The 16,508-nt window shown below is 68.2% G+C and carries 14 protein-coding genes; 10 read left to right on the top strand and 4 right to left on the bottom strand.

The features are described 5' to 3' along the window. Nucleotides 1-130: 130 nt before the first annotated feature. Both HDA41_RS13770 and HDA41_RS13765 read right to left on the bottom strand, forming a co-directional pair. Nucleotides 131-1,498, bottom strand: a complete 1,368-nt coding sequence (locus HDA41_RS13770) for a salicylate synthase (protein WP_184983861.1) — start codon at nt 1,496-1,498, stop codon at nt 131-133. After that, nucleotides 1,495-3,156, bottom strand: a complete 1,662-nt coding sequence (locus HDA41_RS13765; protein WP_311772141.1) for a (2,3-dihydroxybenzoyl)adenylate synthase — start codon at nt 3,154-3,156, stop codon at nt 1,495-1,497. The genes HDA41_RS13770 and HDA41_RS13765 overlap by 4 nt, the downstream gene beginning before the upstream one ends. A 446-nt stretch (nt 3,157-3,602) precedes the next feature. Between HDA41_RS13765 and HDA41_RS13760 the strand changes: the two genes are divergently transcribed. The 7 genes from HDA41_RS13760 to HDA41_RS13730 all read left to right on the top strand — a co-directional run bounded on the left by HDA41_RS13760 (nt 3,603) and on the right by HDA41_RS13730 (nt 10,403). Then, on the top strand, nt 3,603-4,316 hold the full coding sequence (locus HDA41_RS13760; RefSeq protein ID WP_184983859.1) for a maleylpyruvate isomerase family mycothiol-dependent enzyme: 714 nt from the start codon (nt 3,603-3,605) through the stop codon (nt 4,314-4,316). 28 nt (nt 4,317-4,344) lie between these two features. After that, a complete protein-coding gene (locus HDA41_RS13755) occupies nt 4,345-5,652 on the top strand; it encodes a glycosyltransferase (RefSeq protein WP_184983857.1) in 1,308 nt (435 codons plus the stop codon). 68 nt (nt 5,653-5,720) lie between these two features. Beyond that, nucleotides 5,721-6,839 (top strand): metallopeptidase TldD-related protein, encoded by a 1,119-nt coding sequence (locus tag HDA41_RS13750; RefSeq protein ID WP_184983855.1) that lies wholly within the window; start codon nt 5,721-5,723, stop codon nt 6,837-6,839. Between the two features lie 65 nt (nt 6,840-6,904). After that, on the top strand, nt 6,905-7,573 hold the full coding sequence (locus HDA41_RS13745) for a transaldolase family protein (RefSeq protein ID WP_184983853.1): 669 nt from the start codon (nt 6,905-6,907) through the stop codon (nt 7,571-7,573). Then, nucleotides 7,570-8,730 carry a DegT/DnrJ/EryC1/StrS family aminotransferase gene (locus tag HDA41_RS13740; RefSeq protein ID WP_184983851.1) on the top strand — a complete coding sequence of 387 codons (1,161 nt, stop codon included), beginning with the start codon at nt 7,570-7,572 and terminating at the stop codon, nt 8,728-8,730. The genes HDA41_RS13745 and HDA41_RS13740 overlap by 4 nt, the downstream gene beginning before the upstream one ends. Before the next feature lie 6 nt (nt 8,731-8,736). Continuing rightward, the gene (locus HDA41_RS13735; RefSeq protein WP_184983849.1) at nt 8,737-9,435 is read left to right on the top strand and encodes a nucleotidyltransferase family protein; all 699 of its coding nucleotides are present in this window, start codon (nt 8,737-8,739) and stop codon (nt 9,433-9,435) included. Continuing rightward, on the top strand, nt 9,432-10,403 hold the full coding sequence (locus HDA41_RS13730; RefSeq protein WP_184983847.1) for a GHMP family kinase ATP-binding protein: 972 nt from the start codon (nt 9,432-9,434) through the stop codon (nt 10,401-10,403). Before HDA41_RS13735 ends, HDA41_RS13730 begins: the two co-directional genes overlap by 4 nt. 7 nt (nt 10,404-10,410) lie before the next feature. Here the strand turns inward: HDA41_RS13730 and HDA41_RS13725 are convergent, their stop codons facing one another. Further along, a complete protein-coding gene (locus tag HDA41_RS13725; RefSeq protein ID WP_184983845.1) occupies nt 10,411-11,928 on the bottom strand; it encodes an amino acid adenylation domain-containing protein in 1,518 nt (505 codons plus the stop codon). Here HDA41_RS13725 and HDA41_RS13720 point away from each other — a divergent pair. Beyond that, nucleotides 11,927-12,994: a hypothetical protein gene (locus tag HDA41_RS13720; protein WP_184983842.1), complete on the top strand. Its 1,068-nt coding sequence runs from the start codon at nt 11,927-11,929 to the stop codon at nt 12,992-12,994. The genes HDA41_RS13725 and HDA41_RS13720 overlap by 2 nt on opposite strands. A gap of 8 nt (nt 12,995-13,002) precedes the next feature. Here the strand turns inward: HDA41_RS13720 and HDA41_RS13715 are convergent, their stop codons facing one another. After that, the gene (locus tag HDA41_RS13715; RefSeq protein ID WP_184983840.1) at nt 13,003-13,827 is read right to left on the bottom strand and encodes a PIG-L family deacetylase; all 825 of its coding nucleotides are present in this window, start codon (nt 13,825-13,827) and stop codon (nt 13,003-13,005) included. A gap of 119 nt (nt 13,828-13,946) precedes the next feature. On the opposite strand from HDA41_RS13715, the gene HDA41_RS13710 reads away from it, so the two are divergent. Both HDA41_RS13710 and HDA41_RS13705 read left to right on the top strand, forming a co-directional pair. Further along, nucleotides 13,947-15,197, top strand: a complete 1,251-nt coding sequence (locus HDA41_RS13710; protein ID WP_184983838.1) for a pyridoxal phosphate-dependent aminotransferase — start codon at nt 13,947-13,949, stop codon at nt 15,195-15,197. 26 nt (nt 15,198-15,223) lie between these two features. After that, nucleotides 15,224-16,507 (top strand): Gfo/Idh/MocA family oxidoreductase, encoded by a 1,284-nt coding sequence (locus tag HDA41_RS13705; RefSeq protein ID WP_184983836.1) that lies wholly within the window; start codon nt 15,224-15,226, stop codon nt 16,505-16,507. Nucleotide 16,508: the final 1 nt, after the last annotated feature.

The raw sequence follows: 16,508 nt of genomic DNA, 5'->3' as shown, positions 1-16,508 counted from the left end.
CCCTAGCTCTCGGTGCGTGTCCCGCCCGGGGTGCGATGTACCGGGCGTCTTCATGGGGTTCGAGGTACGGGTGACCTGACCTGCCGGCCGATTCCGTCGGGCCCATATCTGTCGCCGACGGTGGACGGATTTACTGGTTCTGTGCGGGTACGACGTGCAGAGCTGCGCTCAGCAGCTTCTCGCAGGTTTCGCGGAACTCGCGTTCCGGCTTGGAGTGTTCGACGATGCCCGCACCCGCCTGCAGCCAGGAGTGCCCGGACTCGGTGAAGATGGTGCGCAATACCAGAGCGGAATCCATGGCGCCCGAACTGTCCACCGTCATCACGGTGCCGCTGTAAAGTCCCCGCGGTTCTTGCTCGTTACGGCTGATGCTCTCGTAGGCGTCTCGCTTGGGAACCCCGGAAGCGGTGACCGCCGGGAAGAGCGCCCTGAATGCGCTCCAGGCACTCAGTCCGTCGGCGAGTTGACCCGAAACACTGGAGGCCAGGTGCTGGACCGTTCCGCGTTCCTTGATCGTCATGAAGTCGTCCACGACGACTGAGCCCGGCCTGCAGACGTCTGTCATCTCGGCACAGGAGACCTTCACCGAGATCGCGTGTTCGAAGACTTCCTTGACGTCGTTGAGGAGGACTTCGCGGCTGGCCCGGTCCGTCTCGGCGTCGCCGGTGAGCGCGCGGGTCCCGGCCAGTGGCTGGGAAGTGACCCGGCCGTCGGCGCTGACCTCAGCCACGATCTCCGGGCTGAATCCAGCAGCCTTCATCTCCGGGAAGCCTATGAGGAAAGAGCGGGCCGGGGTGTTCGCCTTGCGTCCCTCGATGTACGTGCCGAGCAGATCGACGGAATAGTCGACGGGCACCCGCCGCGACAGAATGACCTTCTGGAGCTTCGTGCTGCGGATCTCCTCGACCGCGTTGCCCACACTGGCACGGTACTCCTCGGCAAGAGCCGTCTCCACGTCAACCGGCCTGGTGCGGTGGACCGGCAGCTCGGCCGGCTTGGCGAGCAGCTCCGACAGGGTCTGTAAGTGCTCTTGGTCGACGCTGCGCAGCAGCGCTCGGCCACTGTCCAGACGGACCTCGGTGCGCGGCACGACCAGGTGCAGCAGCTGCTCGTCCCGGACGAGTTCGGTGAGTCCCGCATTCACGTACGCGAGCTCGAAACCGCCCCATCCGTAGGCACGCCAGTCCTCCACAGGAAGTTCCGCGAGAAGCTTCTCCACGGTCTTGAGCGGATCGTCCGGCCAGGGCAGTTCACGACTGTCGTCGGCGCACCGGTACGTGATGCCGCTGCGCCTCAGGCGGATCTCAGCGAGGACTCCGCTGCTGAACGACCAGACCTTTTCGCTCTCGTAGAGCAGATGCGTTTCCGAGGCGCTGGCTTGGACCAGCCGGGCCATTACGGCCAGCGGATCACTGACGATCGGGACTTCCCGCCTGTGGCGGTATATGTACTTAGTGGGCAAGACATCCTCTTTTTCGATCCCTCTGGCGAGCCTCATAAGGTCATGAACTCCGCACGCAGCGCCTTTTTGTCGATCTTGCCGACTGGCGTGTGCGGAAGACTCGGCAGAATTCTCAAGTGCTCAGGGAACTTGTAGCGAGCGATCGACGTGCGGGAGAACGTCTCCACTACATCAGTCATCGCAAGGGTTTCATTTTCTTTCAGCACCACGCATAGGCAGATGCGCTCCCCGAGTTCATCGTCGGGAACAGCGATCGCAGCGGCTTCGACCACCTGAGGCATGGAATAGGCGATGTCCTCCACCTCCTCCGCGGAGATCTTTTCACCGCCGCGGTTGATGAGGTCCTTGGACCGCCCAGCAACGACCAGATTGCCGCCGGGATGGAGACGCACAACATCGCCGGTGCGATACCAGCCGTCAGGAGTGAACGCGCGCTTGTTGTGCGGCCCGCCCCGGAAGTAACCGGGCGGTGTGTACGGCCCCCGGGTCAGCAGTGCGCCGCTCTCCCCCTGCGCCACCGGAACATCGTTCTCGTCCACGATCAGGATCTCGTCGTGCGGACTGATGGGTCGGCCCTGGGTGGTGGCGACGACCTCGGGCGGGTCGTCGGGCCGGGTGTAGTTCAGCAGGCCTTCGGCCATCCCGAAGACCTGCACCAAGGCGCAGCCCAGTTCGGCGGGCACTCGCCGGGCGATCTCCGGGGCGAGCCGAGCCCCCCCGACCTGGAGCGAGCGCAGACTCGTCAGATCCGCGGGCCCCGTGCCGGCCGCCTGTAGCCAGCGTTGTGCTACGGCGGGCACCACGGCGGTGGTGTTCACCCGCTCACGGGCGATCAGCGGGAAGGCGACCTCAGGCCGTGCCGACGGTGCCATGACCACCCGCCCGCCGACCCCCCAGGTGCCCAGCACACCCGGACAGGCGAGCGGGAAGTTGTGGGCAACCGGCAGGACCGCCAGATAGACCGTGTCACCGCCGAACCCGCAGACCTCACCGCTGCGCCGGGCGTTGTACTCGTAGTCGTTGTGGGTCCGGCCGATGAGCTTGGGCAGGCCGGTGGTTCCCCCGGACAGCAGCAGCAGGGCAACGTCCTCGGGATCGACGTCCACGGCGTCCAGGTGACGGCGGCGAGCGGCCACATCTTCGGCGCGGAGGGGACCGGAGTCGTCGACGGTGCCGATGAGCGGGTCGAGTGCGACGCTGCCCTCGCGGCCCGGCTCGCCGAGGACGAGGACCTGCGGACTGCCGGGGCACCTGGCCGCGACTTCGTGCGCCAGGCCCTCGTAGTCGAAGTCCTTCCAGGACGTCGGCACCACGACGGCGGTGGCCTCCGACTCGGTGGCCACATGGGCCAGTTCGCGCCGCCGGTGCGCGGGCAGGGCCAGTACCGGCGCGATACCGATGCGTACGCACGCCATGACGGTGACCATGAACTGCCAGCAGTTCGGCAACTGCACCAGGACGTTCTGACCCGGGCGCAGCCCCAGCCCCAGCAGGTTCTCAGCCAGCGAGTCCACGCGTATGGCGAGTGCTCGATAGCTCAGCCGTCGCTCACCGTCAACCAGGGCCGTGCGGTCACCGTAGCGGTCGGCCCAGTCCCACAGGTGATTGCCGAGGGACTTGTCCAGCCAGTAGCCCGCCGACCGGTAGGCGGCCGCAGATTCCGCCGGCCACGGAACCATGCCACGTCGCTTCACGTTTAACTCCCCCTGCCCGGAAAATCACGGTGCGCGTGCCCATTCGTGAGCGTCTATGAGGCGGCTAAGAAGTGTTCGCTGCATTAACTCGCGATAACTAAAAATCGAGCACGCGCCGCTGCGCAACTCCTCCGACTGGCCGAGGTGATAAACAAGCCAAGTCGTACAGCGAGATCAATAGTGATCTTCGTCGCAGGCTACCCACGCCCCATCGACCTGCGCAACCTAGTATCGTGTGACGCATCACACGTTTATCAAACTTCTCGCCTGCTTTCCCGCACCAGGCCTGGACCTAGGCGCTTTACCGCGCATTACCTAGTGCAACTGTTGACGCCTCATGTTGCGCTCTGATACACGTTGAGCCTGCGCATCGATACATGCCGTATCGCTACTGAAAGAAGAGCGCTTTGTTAGCTGGGCAAGAGATTTACTCCTTTGAGTGGCAGATGGAAGGGTTACGCCGACTGGGTTCCGGCATCTCAGCCCTGGATCGAGAGACCGACCGGCTCAGGGCATGGCTGACCGGTGCTGACGATGGGCTCTGGTCCCGCAGTACCCGGTGTACCGAGTGGGACGTTCATGACGTTGTCGCCCATCTGGCGAGCGGGGAGCTCTACAACCAGCACTGCCTGCGCAATGAAATCGAATCATTGCGCTCATGGGGCGATTGGGGCGATGACGACGAGGCGTACAACGTCCTTCATGTGGCGTTACGCCGCCCTCTGACTCATCATCAGGTACTCGACGAGTGGATCGAGCGGCATACCGACGTCCACGCCCAATGGCGGGCCATGGCGCCCGACGCCCAACTGAGCACCAGCTACGGCCCGTACGCGGTCGGGCTCCAGTGCTGGCACATAGCCTCCGAGTACGCCACCCACAGCGACGACATGGGAGTGCCGGTTCCTGCAGAGGACCGCGCCGAGCGTTTGGCCTGGCGTTTCGCCTTTTCCTGCTTCGCAGTCGAAGAGCGCCGGGTTCCCGTCTCCCTTGACGTGCACGACGGCACGGGCACCATCTCCGTCAGTGACGAAACCGCCCAGCTGACGCTCACAGCCGAACAGTTCGTCGCCGCGGTCAGCCAGCGGCTGCCGCTTGAATCCGTGACCTCGGATCCACACATCCAGCTCCTTGTCAAGAAACTCAAAGTTCTCCTGTGAGCCGGGGTTGAGAAAGTAGAGGATTCTCATGGCTGAAGCGGCTTCGAAGCAGCGGCGAATAGCCGTCGTATGGCTCATGCTGGAGGGCGGGCAGGTCTCCCAGGGGGGAGTGGCCCGGTACGTCGAAAATCTTCTCAGGGCGCAGGATTCCATTCGTGCTGAGTGGCTGGCGCACGACTACGAGATTGACTTCATTCTCGGTGAACCATTCTATCGAGAAAACGCCGCCGGATACGACGCCCAGCGCTGGCAGCGCGTCGTCACTCACCTTGCGGAGCGCGGAGGCCGCGCCGTCCGGCTCGTCAGCGACAGCGACGGGATTGAGCAGTGGGGCGGCGACCGTTTCTTCCACGCGTTATCCGCGGCCGGCGCCCAGTTAGTCCTGGAAACCGCCGAACGCTATGACGGCGTCATCGCGATTTCCGGCACCAGCGCCTTTGCTCAGGTTGCGGGGATGGTACAGAGGTTGGGTGGCCCCCTGGCCGAACGCATCCTGCACGTCCACACCTTCGGTCTGGCCACCCACGAGACGGCGCTTCCTCCCAGCCCCGCAGAAATCGCCGCCGACGGTGACGTCGCCTTCTGGACGCGTCAGACACCGAACGTCACGGTGGCCTACATTTCCGACTACACGGCGCGGCTGTACGAGCGGACCTACGCGATACCGCGGCGCTCCTTGCTTCCCAACCGCAGCGGAATTCCGCTGGACGACCCGCTGTTCACGCTTCTCGACAAGAACACGGTGGCCAAGCGGCTGGCCCCCCTCGGCCTGCCCGACGAGGGCCGACTAGCGGTGATGTGGGGCCGGAACAGCGCCCCCGACCTCGACAAGGGCTACCACCTGCTGCTCGAAGCGGCCGCCGATGTGCCCGGCGTGGTCCCCGTGATCGCCAACCGCCGTCCGGCCCCGGATCTCCAGCAGTATGCTGAACGGCTGGGCGTGCAGGCGGTGTTCCTTGCCGACCAGCCCTTCGAGACCATCTCCGCGTTGCTGCAGTCCGAACGAACACTGGCTGCCGCGTTCCTCGGCGAAGCCGAGCCCGGCGCTGTCTCGCCCATGGAAGCGATGTGGGTCACCCGCCGGTCCGGCGCAGTGGTGATCGCCGCCGACACGGGTAACCTCCCCGAACTCGTCGACGGCGGACGGGCCGGCATCCTGACCGCCCGTACCGGCACGGCGGTCGCCGAGGCGCTGCGGACGGCTCAGGCCATGACGGGTGAGGAGCGCACCCGGATGCGCGAAACCGCCGCCGACGTCGTGCGCGAGCACTGCGACTTCCTGGCGAACATCCGTGACCTGGTCTCCTCGGCCGTGAGCCGCTGGAGCGACCTGTGAATTCATCCGAAGGCCACTGTAGTGCCGCGGTGAACGCCGCCTCTGCCGACGTCCGGACACTGCGTCATGTGCGGTCCGCAACCCTGAGGTTCGCCGACTCCGCGCTGACCAGCCACGTCGAGCACGACGTTGTCGAGTATGCCGAGCGGTCGGCCGGCTCCGAACGCACCCGGTACCGGGTGGTCGGCTCGCAGGAGTGCCTCAAGGAGGCCGGGCAGTTGGCGGAGGAGTGCGCCGATGTCGTCGCCGCGGCCTCGCGTATCGGCACTCGGGAGCGGATGGGGCTACTGCGTGAACTGGCGTCCCTGGGGCCCGGCATCTACGGCCGTGTCGAGGACGTCTATGGCGCCACCGCCACCGTGGACGATCGCGAGCGCACCGGCATGGGCACCATGGCGCGGCGCAACGTCATCGTCACGACGGTCCGTGACGGTGTACGCCGTACCCGCGCTGTCTCCGGTTCGCCCGACGAACTCGATGTCAGAGGACTGGCGCTGGCCGGCAAGCCGCTGCCCCAACACGAAGGGCCACTGCCCACGCAAGTGGTGCTGGAGCCCCTCGCGCTGGCCGAACTCCTCGCCGAGTACGCCAGTGTCGGCCTGGCCGTACAAGACCCGCATACCGCGCGGGAGTTCCACCGCCGCTGTATGGGGCAGCAGGTGGCAGCGGCAGGTGTCGACATCACCGACACGCCGGCCGCGCTCGGCGGCTGGACCCTCGACATCGAGGGCACTCCCGCCGCCCCGCTGTCGCTTCTGCGCGACGGCCGTATCACCGGGTACGCGACCGACCACCGCGGCGCCGCCGCCCTCGGCCAGATCTCCAACGGCCGCGCGGCCCGCTCGGTGGACGGGCTGCGCGCCTACCCCGCGGCACTGACCCTGGAGTGCCCGCCGACCACCGCGCCCATCGGCCCCTACCTGCGCATCGAGCGGGTGCAGTACATCAGTGTCGTGTCTGCGGAGACCGGCACGGTCACCGGCTCCACCCGGGACTACTGCTCGGTGGTGGAGAACGGCGCCCCCCGTGCCAACGTCGGGACGGTGCGCTTCACCATCAGTGTCCCCGATCTCCTGCGCCGCATCACAGGCGGGCTGGGCCCGGCCCGTACCGTGCCGGTCACCTGGGGCGGCTGCGTGGTGCGCTGCCCAGCGGTGCACTGCGCGGACCTGCGGCTGGTGCCGTAAGCCACGCCGCCCACCTCTCCGTTGGCTCGGCCTCTCCCTCTTGCTCCCTCGAATCTGGAGTTCCCATGAAGATCTTCCTGGACACCACTGATATGGAAGCGGTCGCACAGTGGCTGCCTCACGGCATCGTGGACGGCGTCACCACCAACCCGACCCTGCTACGCAAGGCCGGTGTCCGCAACGCCCGCGAGATCGTACGTGAGCTCGCCCAGCGGGTCGCACCGGGCGACGTATCCGTACAGGTCGCCGGTGAGACGCACGAGGAAATGGTCCAGCAGGCCCTGGGATACCGGACGTTAGGCGAGAACATCGTCATCAAGGTGCCCGTCATCCGCCCGGATGGCCGGCCGAACCTCGACGTGATGACCACGCTCACCCGGCAGGGCGTGGCAGTCAACGCGACCGCGTGTCTGAGCCTCGCCCAGGTGCTGGCCGCGGCCAAGGCAGGCGCGCGGTACGCGAGCCTGCTGTGGGGCCGGGTGGCCGACGAAGGAGGCTCACCGGAGGCCGTGGTGGCCGACGCCGCTCGCCTGCTGCGCCAGTACGGCCTGCCCACCCAGTTGCTCATCGGCAGTGTCCGGGCAGCCGGCGACATCACCAAAGCGCTGAGCGCCGGGGCCGATGTCGTCACAGTGCCGCCGGCCCTGCTGGAACGCTGGCTCGACCACCACTACTCCCGTATGACCGTCCAGCAGTTCAACTCCGACGCTGGTATGAAGATGGGTACCAAGTGAGCGACTACGTCCCCTTTGCCGAGCCGACGCTGGACGAGGCCGAGATCGATGCGGTCACGCGGGTGCTGCGCAGTGGCTGGGTGTCCACCGGTGTGGAGGCCGACTCCTTCGAGAAGGAGTTCGCGAATTACGTCGGCACGCGCCACGCGGTCGCGCTGAACTCCTGCACCGCCGCGCTGCACCTGGCGCTGCTGGCCCTGGGCATCGGCCCCGGCGACGAGGTCATCGTGCCCACCATCACGTTCACCGCGACAGCCGCCGCCGTGGTGCACGCCGGCGCCACGCCCGTGCTCGCCGATGTCGAGCCGGTGCACCTGACGCTCGACCCCGAGCAGGTGGAAAAGCTGATCGGCAAGCGGACCAAGGCCGTCGTACCGGTGCACTTCACCGGGCGGATGGCCTCACCCGGTCCGCTGCGTGAGCTGTGCGACCAACATGGCATCGCGCTGCTGGAGGACGCCGCGCACACCCTTCCGGCCAGCGACGGCCCGTACCGTGCCGGGCAGGTCGGCGACGTATCGGCCTTCTCGTTCTTCGCCACCAAGCCGATCACCACAGCCGAGGGCGGAATGCTGTGCACCGACGACTCCCGCATCGCCGAGGAGGCACGGGTGTGGAGCCTTCACGGGCTGAGCCGGGGCGCTGTCAACCGCTACCGGCCGGGCGCACGCGCCGCCTACGACGTGGACCGGCCCGGCTTCAAATACAATATGTCCGATGTGCAGGCGGCGCTGGGCCGGGTCCAGCTGGCCAAGGCGGACCGGCTGCACGCCGCGCGAACCACGATCGCCGAAACGTATCTGCGCGAGCTGGACGGCCTGCCCAACCTGAGGCTGCCCGCCCCGGACACCGCCGACAACCTCAGCTCCTGGTACCTCTTCCCCGTGCAGTTGCGCCTGGAGAACATGCAGGCGGATCGTGACGCGTTCCGTGACGAGCTGCACGAACTGGGCGTCGGCACCAGCGTCCACTTCGTCCCTCTGCATCACTTCAGCTGGTATGCGGAAAACGTGGTGCGCGACGGACAGCGGTTCCCGGTGGCGGACGCAGCTGCGGGCCGGCTGCTGTCCCTGCCCATCTTCCCCGCTATGGACGACGGCGCGGTGGAGCGTGTCGTGACGGCCGTCCGCAAGGCACACGAGGGCACGAGGAGCTGAGACGTCGTGGTTGCGCTGCCCGGAACACCGCCATTGGTCGTGCTTGCCGGAGGCCTCGGCAGCCGGATGCTGCACCACACCAGGTCAACGCCCAAGGCCCTGCTCCCCGTGGGCGGCAAGCCTTTCCTGACCGGACTCCTCTGTGCCTTCCGCGACCGCGGCGGCATCGTCGAGGTCGTGCTCTGCACCGGACACAAGGCCGACCAGGTGCGGGACGAGATCGGCGACGGCAGCCAGCTCGGACTGCGGGTGATCCACAGTCCCGAGCCCGAGCCGCTCGGTCCCATCGGGGCGCTGCGCCACGCAGCCGACCTGCCGGATGCGTTCCTGCTCACCTACTGCGATGTACTGCCGACGATCGACCCGCGGTGGTTCGCAGAGCAGGCCCGCTCCAGTGGGTGCCAGGCAGCCATGGCCGTGGGACCCGCGCCCACTGCGGCAGAGGCCAACGTCCGGATACGCGGTGGGAAGGTGGCGGCGTACGCCAAGAAGCCCGGTCCCGCTGGAGCGACCGACTGCGACCGGGGGCTGCTGGCACTGGAGAAACGGACCCTGGACCGTCATCCGGGCCGTGATGAGCAGGAGTTCTACGGCTCACTTGCGCGCGATGGCGAGCTCGCGGCCATCCCGGTGCAGGATCCGGTCGTGGACATCGGCACGGCCGCGCGTTACGAAAAATATCTTCGATTCGCGGAGACGATATGATCACGACCACCGCTCCGCTGCGTCTGTCCCTTGCAGGCGGCGGTACGGATCTGCCCGAGCACTACGAGGAGTTCGGCTGTCGGCTGCTGGCCGTCACGCTGGATCTCACAGTGACGGTCACGGTGAACGGAGCACCCTCGGGGTTGCGGTTCTCCGCGTTCGGCGCCCAGGAGCACGCCCCGCATGCCGATTCGGTGGCCAACCCCCTGGTCCGGGCCGCGCTGCGGCACTTCGGCATCACCGACGGAGTCGAGCTCACCGTTCAGTCCGATGTGCTGCCGGGCAGCGGCCTGGGCGGCTCCGGTGCGTTCATGGTGGCCCTGACCAGCGCCTTGGCCCAACACATCGGCAAACCGGTCACCACAGACGAGGCGGCCCGGCTGGCCTTCCATCTGGAGCGGGAGAAGTGCGGTTTCCCCGTGGGCCAGCAGGACCATTGGACGGCGGCCTGCGGCGGGGCGCTGGAACTGCGGATCGACCGCGGCGGTAACGCCACGACGACCGAGCTGCCGGAGCTGCGCAAGGCCGTCGACACCCTGCTGGACAGTGAACTGCTGTTGCTGCGCACCCCGATCACCCGCGCAGCCGGCGCCCCGCTTGCGGCCCATACCAGGGCCCTCAAGTCCCGCCACGGATCGGGCATGGGCACGATTCAGAACATGGTGGACGCCTTCCACTCCGCGCTGACCAGCGGCGACATCGACCGGGTTGGCGCGCTGCTGGACCAGCACTGGCAGGCCAAACGGCGGTTCAACAGCGCGGTGACCAGCCCGCAGATCGACCGCTGGTACGAGACTCTGCTTGCGCACGGTGCACTGGGCGCCAAGGTCGTCGGCGCGGGCGGGGGCGGCCATCTGCTGGTGGCCGTCCCCGCCGCGCACGCCGATCGGGTCAGCAGCGCCCTCGCCTCGGAGGGCCTGCGCAGGGTCGCCGTGCGCGTCAGCGAGGACGGGGTGCGCACAGCGTGACGTACCGCTACACCAGCTCGGCCATCACCCTCCGGCGCACTTCCTGGCGGTCCGTCTTGCCCGTCGAGGTCAGCGGGATCGCGGGCACCTCGAGGAAACGCTGGGGGATCGCCCAGCTCGGCAGCCGGCCGCGGCAGTGGGAGCGCAGCGCGGCATGATCAAGCTGATCGCCGACCACGGCGGCACAGAGCAGGGCAGGACGACCGGGTGGTGTGACTGCGACGACACAGCAGCCGGTCACCCCGTCCGCCGTACCCAACACGCTCTCCACCTCTTCCAGTTCGAGCCGCTGCCCGCGAATCTTGACCATGTGGTCCTGTCGCCCCAGATAGGCGTACCGCCCGTCCGGGAGGATGCGTACCTGGTCGCCGGTGGCGTACGCCCGCCCGGACCGGTACTCCCGGCCGAAGCGGAAACGGCGCGCGGTCTCGTCCTCGTTCCCCCAGTAGCCGTCGGCCACGGTCGGTCCGGCCACGATCAGTTCGCCGACCGCGCCCTCGGTATCGACCCGCTCGCCGTCCCGCTCCACCCAGCATTCGGCACCGCAGGCGGGGCTGCCGATGGCGATGGCCTCGTCCGGCGGTGCGAGGACCTGCTCGAACGTGCACACATTCGTCTCGGTCGGGCCGTAGAGGTTGGTGTAGCGAACCCAGGGCATCTTGCTCATCAGGGTGGCGAGCTGGCGGTGCGGGAAGACCTCGCCGGCGAAGCAGACACACCGCAGTCGTCCCAGACGCTGTTCGAGGACGACGGCGTCCAGGGTGCCGAGCCGGGCCAGCGGGTAGGGGACCGAGTACCACACCGTGATCCCCGCATCATCGGCCCAGGACGCCAACTCATGTGGAAATCCAGCAAGTTGGGGCGGGGCGGGGGCCAGTGCGGCACCGGTCAGAGCAGCACCGAACAGGCTGAACACCGAAACGTCGAAGTGCAGCGGCGAGAACCCGGCTATCACGTCATCGGCGCCTACCTCGAAGGTGTCCACCATCCAGGAGGCAAAGGCCAGCAGGGCCTCCCGGCTGATGGCCACGCCCTTGGGCACTCCGGTCGAGCCCGACGTCGGCAGGACGGCGCCGAGGTCAGCGGCCTCCCGTTCCACCGGGGCCAGCGGGGCCTCGGGCCAGGGGGCTTCCAGATCGACGGTGGCCAGGTGCGGCAGCTCGGCGGTGAGCTTGGCCAGCGCGTCCCTGGTGCCCACGACGGCACGGGGCGTGCTCATGCCGCACACCGCCGCCCAACGGGCGGGCGGCGAGGCGGGATCCAGCGGCACATAGGCAGCGCCCGCGGACAGGACGGCGTGCACCGCCGCTACGGCCGCCGCGGTCTGCGGGGCCAGTACGGCGACCCGGTCGCCGGGCCGCACCCCGGCCTCGGCGAGGGCGGTCTGGATGCCGCCGGCCAGGGCGGCCAGGTCGCGGTAGGTGGTGTCGCCGCCGGGCTCCCGCAGGGCCGTCGCCCCGGGAGTGGCCGCGGCCGTATCGGCCAGCAGCGTTGACAGCGAGTTACGGACAGTGGAGGTATTCATGGCCCAATCCAAGGGTTCGGTTGATCAGACACTGCACGCACCGCACTGCGAGGTGGGGTGCGCGGCCAACGTGGCCCGGAGGGTCGGGGTCGACCTGGCCCGCCAGGTGATCGGTGCGCACTGGGCGTCGCGGATGCTGGTCCGGGAGGTCGGCACCTTCCCTCAGCCATTACTGGACCGCACACAGGTGACCTTCAGCGCCCAGGGCGAGGGCTGGCCCGCCCTGCTGGCCAGGATGACCGGTGGCGAAGTGACCAGCCGTCATGTCCCGCGCGAAGAGCTGCTGTCGACACTGCATGCGGACCGCGCCGAGGGCGGAACGCTGCTGTTCATGGAGGACCGCGCGTGCCCGTGGCTCGACTCCGCACACAGTCCGGGGATGCTGCCGCACGTGGTGGTGCCCGACGGCGTGGCCCCCGACGGCAGTTGGCAGCTGATCGAGGGACACTCCTGGTGGCGCGGCAGGTACGCGATGTCCGAGCAGGACCTGCTGGCCGCCTCCTATCCGGACCCGGATCCGCACCATGTGGCCGGACGGGTGCTGAGCCTGCGCATCCGTCCGTCGGCCGAACGTGCCGCACAGCTGGACACGCTGGCCCGCCAGGAGTTGGCTGCCGGCCTGCGCACGTATCTGGCCGCCGAGTGCGGCGAGACGGAGACTCCGGCCGGACGGATCGTCTGGGCGAACGGCCCGCAGAGCGTGCCCCTGCTGGTCGAGCGGCTGCGTGGCTGGGACTATCTCTGTCCGCTGGCCGCCCGCAATGACCTGTCCACCGAGCACGCCCGGGATGTGGCCTTGGGCCGCTACCTCTTCCTCGCCCTCACTGACGAACTGGCCTTCGCGGCGTACGCCAGAGCCGGAACGCTGCGGCTGGTCGAGGGGCTCGGTCTGGCCGGGGCCGTCGGGGGCCTGCGCCCCGACGAGGCCTGGCGGCTGGCCTGGCGCAGTGGCCAGAAGCTGTACCGGCGGTTGGACCGGCAGAACCTCAGTGCACTGTTCAGTGCCCTTGAAAAAGCCGCCGAGGTGGACGTCGAATACGCGCGGCGATTGCTCAAGGAACTCTGACCGGACGATCACGAAGAAGCCACGAACAAGTCGTCGCACGGGCGCCCGCCCGGTGGGGCGGCTACGCGAATGTATTCATCGTAGGGAAACGCCTGGTAAAGCTCGGAAGCAGAGAGTGCGAACCAGCCTGAATTAGCGGCTATCTGCGTCTTGTGGCAGCGTAGAGCGGACAGTCGTCGCTCAATTGCTGTTTCGCTCAGCGAGATAACGGTATTTATTTCCGCGTCGTCGAAGCTCGTGTCGGGTTCGCGCAGCCCCGGGGCATAGGGGCTCGGCACGCCCGCAGTCCCGCACGCCTCGTGGAGGACCCGGTGCCGACGCCGCGAGAAGGCCACGTGGAAGACGTCGGGCACCCGGGATCCGTCCCGCTCGCCCAGCAGCTCCACACACCGGGTCAGCACCTGGTTGGCGCGGATGTGATCAGGGTGCGGATCCCGTGCGTGGTTGGTACCGTAACCTACTATGACCTGGGGTTTCTCCTTTTCTATCAAAGCGGCTAGGCGCTCTGCCGCGGCATCGGTCGACGCCTTGACGAACGCGTCGGTGCCGCCTGCAGTGCCGTCGAAACCGGAGTCGGCGAAGCCCAGCGAGTGCACGGTTGAGTACCCCAGGGCGCGGGCGCTGGCGGCCAGCTCCTCGGCTCGCTGGGCAGCCAGCGTCCGGCCCTGGGGAAGGGCACCGAAGTCGGGGTTGAGTATTTCCCCGGCGGCGCCATCTGTACAAGTCACCAGAACGGCCTGGACACCTTGTGCCGTGTAATGGGCAATGGTGGCACCGCCGCGCGAGACCTCATCATCCGGGTGGGCGTGCACAGTGAGAATCTTCCGCTGCATGCACCACAGACTACCGCGCCTCGAAGGAACGCGCAGCAATGCTTGACGAAAAGATTCGACTGCACCTAGCATCGTTTGTCATTGCGGCGTTTATAACTCAGGTATTGGGGGCGTAGCGAGTGTCCGACTTAGCTGCCGTTGATGACTGGTCCACGCTGCGTCGAATAGCGATTGACGCGGTTTCCACCGGCCGTAACCCTGAGCTGAAATGGCTCGCTGACCACCCTGAGGGCACCCCGGCCTACGCCCTCCACCTCGCCGACCCCCTCGAAGGCGCTCCCGAGGGGCTGCGCCAGTGCCTGCGGGAGGCTTGGGACGAACCACTGGACAGCTACGTGCTCTCGCACCACGGCCTGCCGGAGCTGCGCCAAGCGATGGAACGGTGGTTCGCCGACGACGAGAACTGGCCGCGTCGGCGCCGCCTGCTCACCACGGCGACCATGACTGGCACCGGCCCCGCCATGTACGACCTGCTGCGCACGATCAAGGCCCGGGAGCCCGAAGGCCCGATGGCCGCGCTCGTCCCCCGGCCCGGCTGGGACTACCGGCTGTTCGCACACGATGTCGGTTACGAACCCATCGGCTACCACGTCCCGTTCACTTCGCCCACCGGCCCTGAGCCGGGCGACCTGGACCGGGCGGTGGAGCAGACCCGCGCCAAGGGACTGCGGCCCACGGTGCTCGTCCTCAACCCCCAGCACTACGCGACCGGCGGCAACTGGACGCCGGAGTTCGTCCGCTACGCGCTGAGCCTCGCCGACACCCTGGGCATGTGGGTCCTGGTCGACAACGCCTACCACGGCATGACCGCGGCCGGCACCCAGCCCACCAGCACGGTGCGCCTGGCCCTGGACGGCGGCTTCGAGGAGCGGCTGATCCATGTCCGCACACTCGGCAAGCAGTTCGCCTGCAACGGCTGGGCCGTGGGCAGCGTCACCGCGATGCCCGATGTGATCGACGAGTTCGCCCACCGCTGGCGCGGGTTCCGGGAGTACCCGGGCCACGCCCGAGAACAGGCCGCGTTCGCCGGGTGGCTCAACAACCCCGAGAGCCGTAAGTGGGCCGACGAGCGCCGGGAGGCCATCCGCAGCAACGGTGACGCCCTGCTGGACGCGTTGGCCGAGGTCTCGAACACCACCCGCCACTGCCACGGGGGCTCGCCCTTCGTCCTGTTCGAGGTGCCCGGCGGGTGGAGCCAGGAGGACTTCCGGCAACGCCTGTTTGCCGACACCGGCGTGCTTCTGGCCAGTGCCCAGATCCCCTACGCCCCCGACTGGGTCAAGGTGTTCCTCGGCCGCCGCCCGGACCGATTCCTGCCCGCCGTCGAGGCGTTGCGCACCCGCCCCTCACGCGCCTGGCAGCCCCGCTGACCCCGTCGGCACCCAAGGAGTGACGCATGACATCCCCCACCCGCCACGACGCCCCACCGCGCGTCGGGATTATCGGCACCGGTCTGCAGGCCAGGCGGCGTATCGCGGTGGCCGGGGCGAACGTTGTGGCGGTCGCCGGGCACGACGCCGCCGCAGGAGAAGCGTTCGCCGCCGAGCACGGTATCCGCGCCGAGAAGGACTGGCACGCGCTGGTCGGCGCCGCCGACATCGACATCGTCCTGGTCTGCACCCCGCCCCACCTGCACGCCGAGATGAGCATCGCGGCACTGGAAGCCCACAAACACGTGCTGTGCGAGAAGCCGTTCGCGCGCACCGGCGCCGAAGCCGAGCGCATGCTCCAGGCCGCTCGCACCCACGGCAAGGCGCTGGCCTGCGGGTTCAACCACCGCCACCACCCGGCGCTCGCCGAGCTGCGTCGGCTCGTCACACAAGGGAGGATGGGCCGCGTCCTGTGGGCCCGCTTCGCGTACGGCATCGGCGGACGCGACGGCTACGAGAACGAATGGCGGGCCGACCCCGCACAGGTCGCCGGCGGGCAGCTCATGGAGCAGGGTATCCACGCCGTCGATCTGCTGCGTACCCTGCTCGGCGACGTGGAGTCCACCACTGCCGTGCGCAACACCGCTGTCTGGCCCGCCATGGCCCCCCTGGAAGACGACGCGATGGTGCTGCTGCGCCACCACGGCGGTGCCATGTCCACCATCCACTCCACCCTCACACAGTGGGTCAACCTCTTCCGTCTGGAGCTCGGCGGGGAGCGGGCGACCGCGGAGGTCCAGGGCCTGGCCGGTTCGTACGGCACCCAGACGCTGACTGTGTGGGACCGTACGGACGGGCCGTTCTCCGCGGCCCGCACCGAGTTCCGCGGTGGCGACCGGTCGTGGCAGCAGGAGTGGGAGTACTTCCTCCGGTTGGTGGACAACCCCGGGGACCTCAGCTCGGCCGAGGACGGCGCGGCGGCGGTGCGGATCGTGGAAGCCGCCTACCAGGGTGCGGACGGTCTGAGCTGGGCCCGGCCCGCCACCGGCGCGGACGGCAGCGCCGCCCCTGCGCCGTCGCTGCTGGTCGACGTCCTTGAGCTGCTGCGCCCCCTGCTGCCCAGCGCGGACACCGAACTCACGCCTGACACCGAGCTGTTCAGCAGCCAGCTGCTCGACAGCCTGGCGCTGGAGGAGATACAGGCCGCGATCGAGAGCCGGTGGGTCCCCCTGCCGCCCGAAGAACTGACCCTCGCCAACTTCAACACCCCGGCGGCCATCGCCGAGACCATCGCCCGCACCAGCACGTAAC

Source organism: Streptomyces caelestis (assembly GCF_014205255.1).
GTDB classification, from domain to species: Bacteria; Actinomycetota; Actinomycetes; order Streptomycetales; family Streptomycetaceae; genus Streptomyces; species Streptomyces caelestis.
This window is presented reverse-complemented; position numbering and strand designations above follow the sequence as displayed.

Excerpts from the sequence above, each read along its gene's own strand:
- HDA41_RS13770 (WP_184983861.1), bottom strand. The coding sequence starts at position 1,498 with ATGAGGCTCGCCAGAGGGATCGAAAAAGAGGATGTCTTGCCCACTAAG.
- HDA41_RS13760 (WP_184983859.1), top strand. The coding sequence starts at position 3,603 with ATGGAAGGGTTACGCCGACTGGGTTCCGGCATCTCAGCCCTGGATCGA.
- HDA41_RS13755 (WP_184983857.1), top strand. The coding sequence starts at position 4,345 with ATGGCTGAAGCGGCTTCGAAGCAGCGGCGAATAGCCGTCGTATGGCTC.
- HDA41_RS13745 (WP_184983853.1), top strand. The coding sequence starts at position 6,905 with ATGAAGATCTTCCTGGACACCACTGATATGGAAGCGGTCGCACAGTGG.
- HDA41_RS13730 (WP_184983847.1), top strand. The coding sequence starts at position 9,432 with ATGATCACGACCACCGCTCCGCTGCGTCTGTCCCTTGCAGGCGGCGGT.
- HDA41_RS13720 (WP_184983842.1), top strand. The coding sequence starts at position 11,927 with ATGGCCCAATCCAAGGGTTCGGTTGATCAGACACTGCACGCACCGCAC.
- HDA41_RS13725 (WP_184983845.1), bottom strand. The coding sequence starts at position 11,928 with ATGAATACCTCCACTGTCCGTAACTCGCTGTCAACGCTGCTGGCCGAT.
- HDA41_RS13715 (WP_184983840.1), bottom strand. The coding sequence starts at position 13,827 with ATGCAGCGGAAGATTCTCACTGTGCACGCCCACCCGGATGATGAGGTC.
- HDA41_RS13705 (WP_184983836.1), top strand. The coding sequence starts at position 15,224 with ATGACATCCCCCACCCGCCACGACGCCCCACCGCGCGTCGGGATTATC.